Genomic DNA, 4,089 nt, shown 5'->3' on the forward strand with positions numbered 1-4,089 from the left:
CCGTGGCCGCAACGGCAATGCCGAGCAGCCGGCATCGGCAGCAGGCGAAGCCGGCGACGAGGATGAGGACGGTGACGACGAGGGCAGCGAAGGTGATGAAACCACCGAAGTTGCGCCTGAGGCACGCGCTGAAAGCGAAGAATCGCAGCGCCGCAAGCGGCGCCGTCGCGGCAAGCGTGGCGGCCGTCGCAATCGCGCAGAAGATGGCTCCGAACTGACAGCCGGCGAAGCCGGTGAAGACAATGGCGGCGACGAAGCCGAAGGCGACGACGTTTCGAACGACGGCGCTCCGAGCGAAGCCGTAGCGGTCGAGGCGATTGCCGAGCAGGCCGACGAAGGCCAGGCCGCGATGGCAGCCGTCGAGAGCGCAACCGTCATAACCGAAGATGTGAAGCCAGCCCGCAGCCGCGGCCGCCGCAAACCGGCCGCAGCGCCGGTCGAGGAACCGGTTGCCGAGACTGCACCTGTGGCCGAGGCCGAACCGGAATTGGTTGAAGCCTCCGCCGATCTCGAAACATCGGTTCAGGAAGAGGCAAAGCCGGTTCGCGCCAACCGCGAATCCAACATCTCCTCCTCCGAGCCGACGGTGAAATCCACCCGCGTCGAGAATGGCGAAGGCGATGACGGCAAGCCGAAGAAAGCCGGCTGGTGGCAGCGCCGTGGCTTCTTCTGAACGCTGATTTTCGGACGTAAACACTGAAATCCGGCCGCGGCGACGCGGCCGGATTTTCGTTTATGGCGATGACATCGTCGCCGAGCTTGAACCGCCGCGACGTGGATGTGTATCTCCTATGATGATTACACTTGGGGCGCGATCATGCGGACGAATATCGATATCGATGATGCGTTGCTCGACGCGGCAATGACCGCCACGGGATTGGCGACAAAAAAAGAGGCCGCCGTCGACCGGGCCTTGCGAAGTCTCGTTGAGAGACACCGCCGGAAAATGCGATCGCAGATCTCGCAGGGATAGACCGGGAAAGCGACCTCGGCGCGATACGTCGCGACCGGCCGGACGATCTGTGATCGTCGTCGACAGGGCCTGATGGTCGAGCGTCTCGGCCTCGGGATCGCCTCAGCCCACTTGCGATCAGGCCGCCGGCGGATAGAGTAGGTCGACGATGTAGCTGGCGTCGAAGCGGGAATCGAGCATGCCATAGGTGGAGCGCCAGCCGCCGGCAAGACGCGTCTCGATGAAGGCATCGGCAATGCGCCCAGCGCCCAGCCGATAGAGCTCGGCGGCACCGGCGGCGAGCGCCAGCTGCTCGACGAGCAGGCGGGCGGCGCCCTCATCCTGTTCACAGAGCGCGATTGCGGCGCGCAGCACGTCGATCGTCTTCTTGCCGGCAGGGCCGAGATCGCGGGCTAGGCCGGCGAAGACCGTTTCGAACAGATCCTTGCCGCGGTTGAGCACGCGCAGCACGTCGAGCGCCATGACGTTGCCGGAGCCTTCCCAGATGGCGTTGACGGGAGCCTCGCGGTAATGGCGGGCGATCGGGCGTTCTTCGATGTAGCCGTTGCCGCCAATACACTCCATCGCCTCGTAGATCAGCGCAGGCGCGATCTTGCAGCACCAGTATTTGGCGACCGGCGTCATGACACGGGCATAGGCCGCTTCCTCGGCATTGCCGCGCGCCTTGTCGAAGGCGTCGGCAAGACGGAAGGACAGTGCCGTCGCGGCGGCGACGTCGAGCGCCATGTCGGCGAGCACCCTCGTCATGATCGGCTGGTTGACGAGCATCTTGCCGAAGACGCTGCGGCCGCGGGTGTGGTGCACGGCTTCGGCGAGCGAGGCGCGCATGATGCCTGACGAGGCCAGCGCGCAGTCGAGCCGGGTGAGCGTCACCATGTCGAGGATCGTGCGGATGCCGGCATCCGGACCACCGAGCAGGAAACCGAAGGTGTCAGTAAACTCGACCTCGGAAGAGGCATTGGAGCGGTTGCCGACCTTGTCCTTCAGCCGCTGAAACTGCAGCCCGTTGGCGGAACCATCCTCCAGAAGGCGCGGCACGAGAAAGCAGCCCATGCCCTCCTTCGTCTGCGCCAGCATGATGAAGGCATCGCTCATCGGCGCGGACATGAACCACTTGTGCCCGGACAGCCGGTAGATGCCCTCGCTGACCTTTTCGGCAGCGCTCCTGTTGGCGCGCACATCCGTGCCGCCCTGCTTTTCCGTCATGCCCATGCCGATGGTCACGGCGGATTTCTGCATGGCGGGCTTGTTCGACGAATCATATTTGCGCGAGAGAATTTTGGGCGCCCAGTCCTTCTGGACCGCGGGCGAGGCCGAGAGTGCCGCAACGGAGGCGCTCGTCATCGTCAGCGGGCAGAGATGGCCGGATTCCAGCTGCGACGTCAGATAAAAGCGCGCAGCGCGAACCTTATGGGCCTCGTCCTTGGCCTCGGTATCGGCCTGGGGGTCCCAGACGGAGGAATGCAGGCCAACCGACATGGAGCGGCGCATCAGCGCATGCCAGGCGGGGTGAAACTCGACGACGTCGACGCGTTCACCGCGCGGACCGTGGGTGCGCAGCTGCGGCGCGCCCTGGTTCGCCATGCGCGCCATCTCCTGCGCCTCCGGCGAGGTGACGTAGCGGCCCATGTTTTCCAGGTCTTCGCGGATGCCGCGTGGCAGGGCCGCCGTCAGGTCGACGATCAGCGGATCGGACCGATAGGCGTTGATGCCGGACCACAGGCTCGGCTGGTTGAGTTCTGCGAGTTTGTCGTCAGTCCGGTTGGCGGAGGTCATAATTCGCTTCTAGTGTAAGAACCCGGCAAAGGGAAACCGGAAGTTATGATTCGGTTCATTCTGCTCTATCGGAATTCGGGCGAAAATGCATGGGGACATAAGCCTTTGCCCACAGCACATGCTTGCCCCGGCGGGCAGCACTCTTTATAGACCCGCCAGAGACAGCAAGAGGCAGGGTCATGGTCTTTTTCCCCCACCGCCACCTCATCGGCATCAAGGGCCTCACCGAGCAGGATATCACCTATCTTCTCGACAAGGCCGATGAGGCCGTCAAGATCAGCCGCCAGAGAGAAAAGAAAACGTCGACGCTACGCGGGCTGACGCAGATCAACCTCTTCTTCGAGGCATCGACCCGCACGCAGGCCTCCTTCGAGCTTGCCGGCAAACGGCTCGGCGCCGACGTCATGAACATGTCGGTCGGCAATTCCTCGGTGAAGAAAGGCGAAACGCTGATCGACACGGCGATGACGTTGAACGCGATGCGCCCAGATGTGCTGGTGATCCGCCATTCAAGCGCCGGTGCGGCCGCCCTTCTCGCCCAGAAGGTCTCCTGCTCGGTCGTCAATGCCGGTGATGGGCAGCATGAACATCCGACCCAGGCGCTGCTCGACGCGCTGACGATCCGCCGCGCCAAGGGCAAGCTGTCGCGCATCATCGTGGCGATCTGCGGCGACGTGCTGCATTCGCGGGTGGCGCGCTCCAATATCCTGCTGCTCAACGCGATGGGCGCCCGCGTGCGTGTCGTCGCGCCTGCGACCCTCCTGCCGGCCGGCATCGCCGAGATGGGCGTCGAGGTCTTCCATTCGATGCAGGAAGGGCTGAAGGACGCCGACGTCGTGATGATGCTGCGGCTGCAGCGCGAGCGCATGTCCGGCGCCTTCGTGCCTTCGGTGCGCGAATACTATCACTTCTACGGGCTCGACGCCGAAACGCTGAAAGCGGCGAAGGACGACGCGCTGGTCATGCATCCCGGCCCGATGAACCGCGGCGTCGAAATCGCTTCGGAAGTGGCGGACGGACCGCAAAGCGTGATCGCCGAACAGGTGGAGATGGGGGTCGCGGTGCGCATGGCCGTCATGGAGACGCTGCTCGTCTCGCAGAACCAGGGTCCCCGAAGCGATGGAATGATGGCATGAGCAACCCGATCGTCCTCAAGAACGTCCGCATCATCGATCCGTCGCGCAATCTCGACGAAGTCGGGACGATCATTGCCGAAAACGGCGTGATCATTGCCGCCGGCGGCAAGGCGCAGAACCAGGGTGCACCGGACGGCGCCGTCATCCGCGACTGCACGGGCCTTGTCGCCACGCCCGGGCTCGTCGACGCGCGCGTCCATGTCG

Annotated in this window: 3 protein-coding genes and 2 pseudogenes; 4 read left to right on the top strand and 1 reads right to left on the bottom strand. The window is 64.2% G+C overall.

Translation table 11 applies throughout. The features are described 5' to 3' along the window. Positions 1 to 673, top strand: a pseudogene (locus MOV76_RS38545) (ribonuclease E/G); the annotation flags it as partial. Positions 674 to 862: 189 nt separating this feature from the next. Next, positions 863 to 973, top strand: coding sequence for a type II toxin-antitoxin system VapB family antitoxin (locus MOV76_RS40410; protein ID WP_408988012.1), 111 nt, complete (start codon positions 863 to 865; stop codon positions 971 to 973). A gap of 117 nt (positions 974 to 1,090) precedes the next feature. Here MOV76_RS40410 and MOV76_RS38555 read toward each other — a convergent pair whose 3' ends face one another. Beyond that, a complete protein-coding gene (locus MOV76_RS38555; RefSeq protein WP_028733677.1) occupies positions 1,091 to 2,749 on the bottom strand; it encodes an acyl-CoA dehydrogenase family protein in 1,659 nt (552 codons plus the stop codon). Between the two features lie 179 nt (positions 2,750 to 2,928). Between MOV76_RS38555 and MOV76_RS38560 the strand changes: the two genes are divergently transcribed. Both MOV76_RS38560 and MOV76_RS38565 read left to right on the top strand, forming a co-directional pair. Beyond that, a complete protein-coding gene (locus tag MOV76_RS38560; protein ID WP_018241622.1) occupies positions 2,929 to 3,885 on the top strand; it encodes an aspartate carbamoyltransferase catalytic subunit in 957 nt (318 codons plus the stop codon). Further along, positions 3,882 to 4,089, top strand: a pseudogene (locus MOV76_RS38565) (dihydroorotase); the annotation flags it as partial. The gene MOV76_RS38560 and the pseudogene MOV76_RS38565, both read left to right, overlap by 4 nt.

Source organism: Rhizobium sp. PRIMUS64 (assembly GCF_023006465.1).
GTDB classification, from domain to species: domain Bacteria; phylum Pseudomonadota; class Alphaproteobacteria; order Rhizobiales; family Rhizobiaceae; genus Rhizobium; species Rhizobium leguminosarum.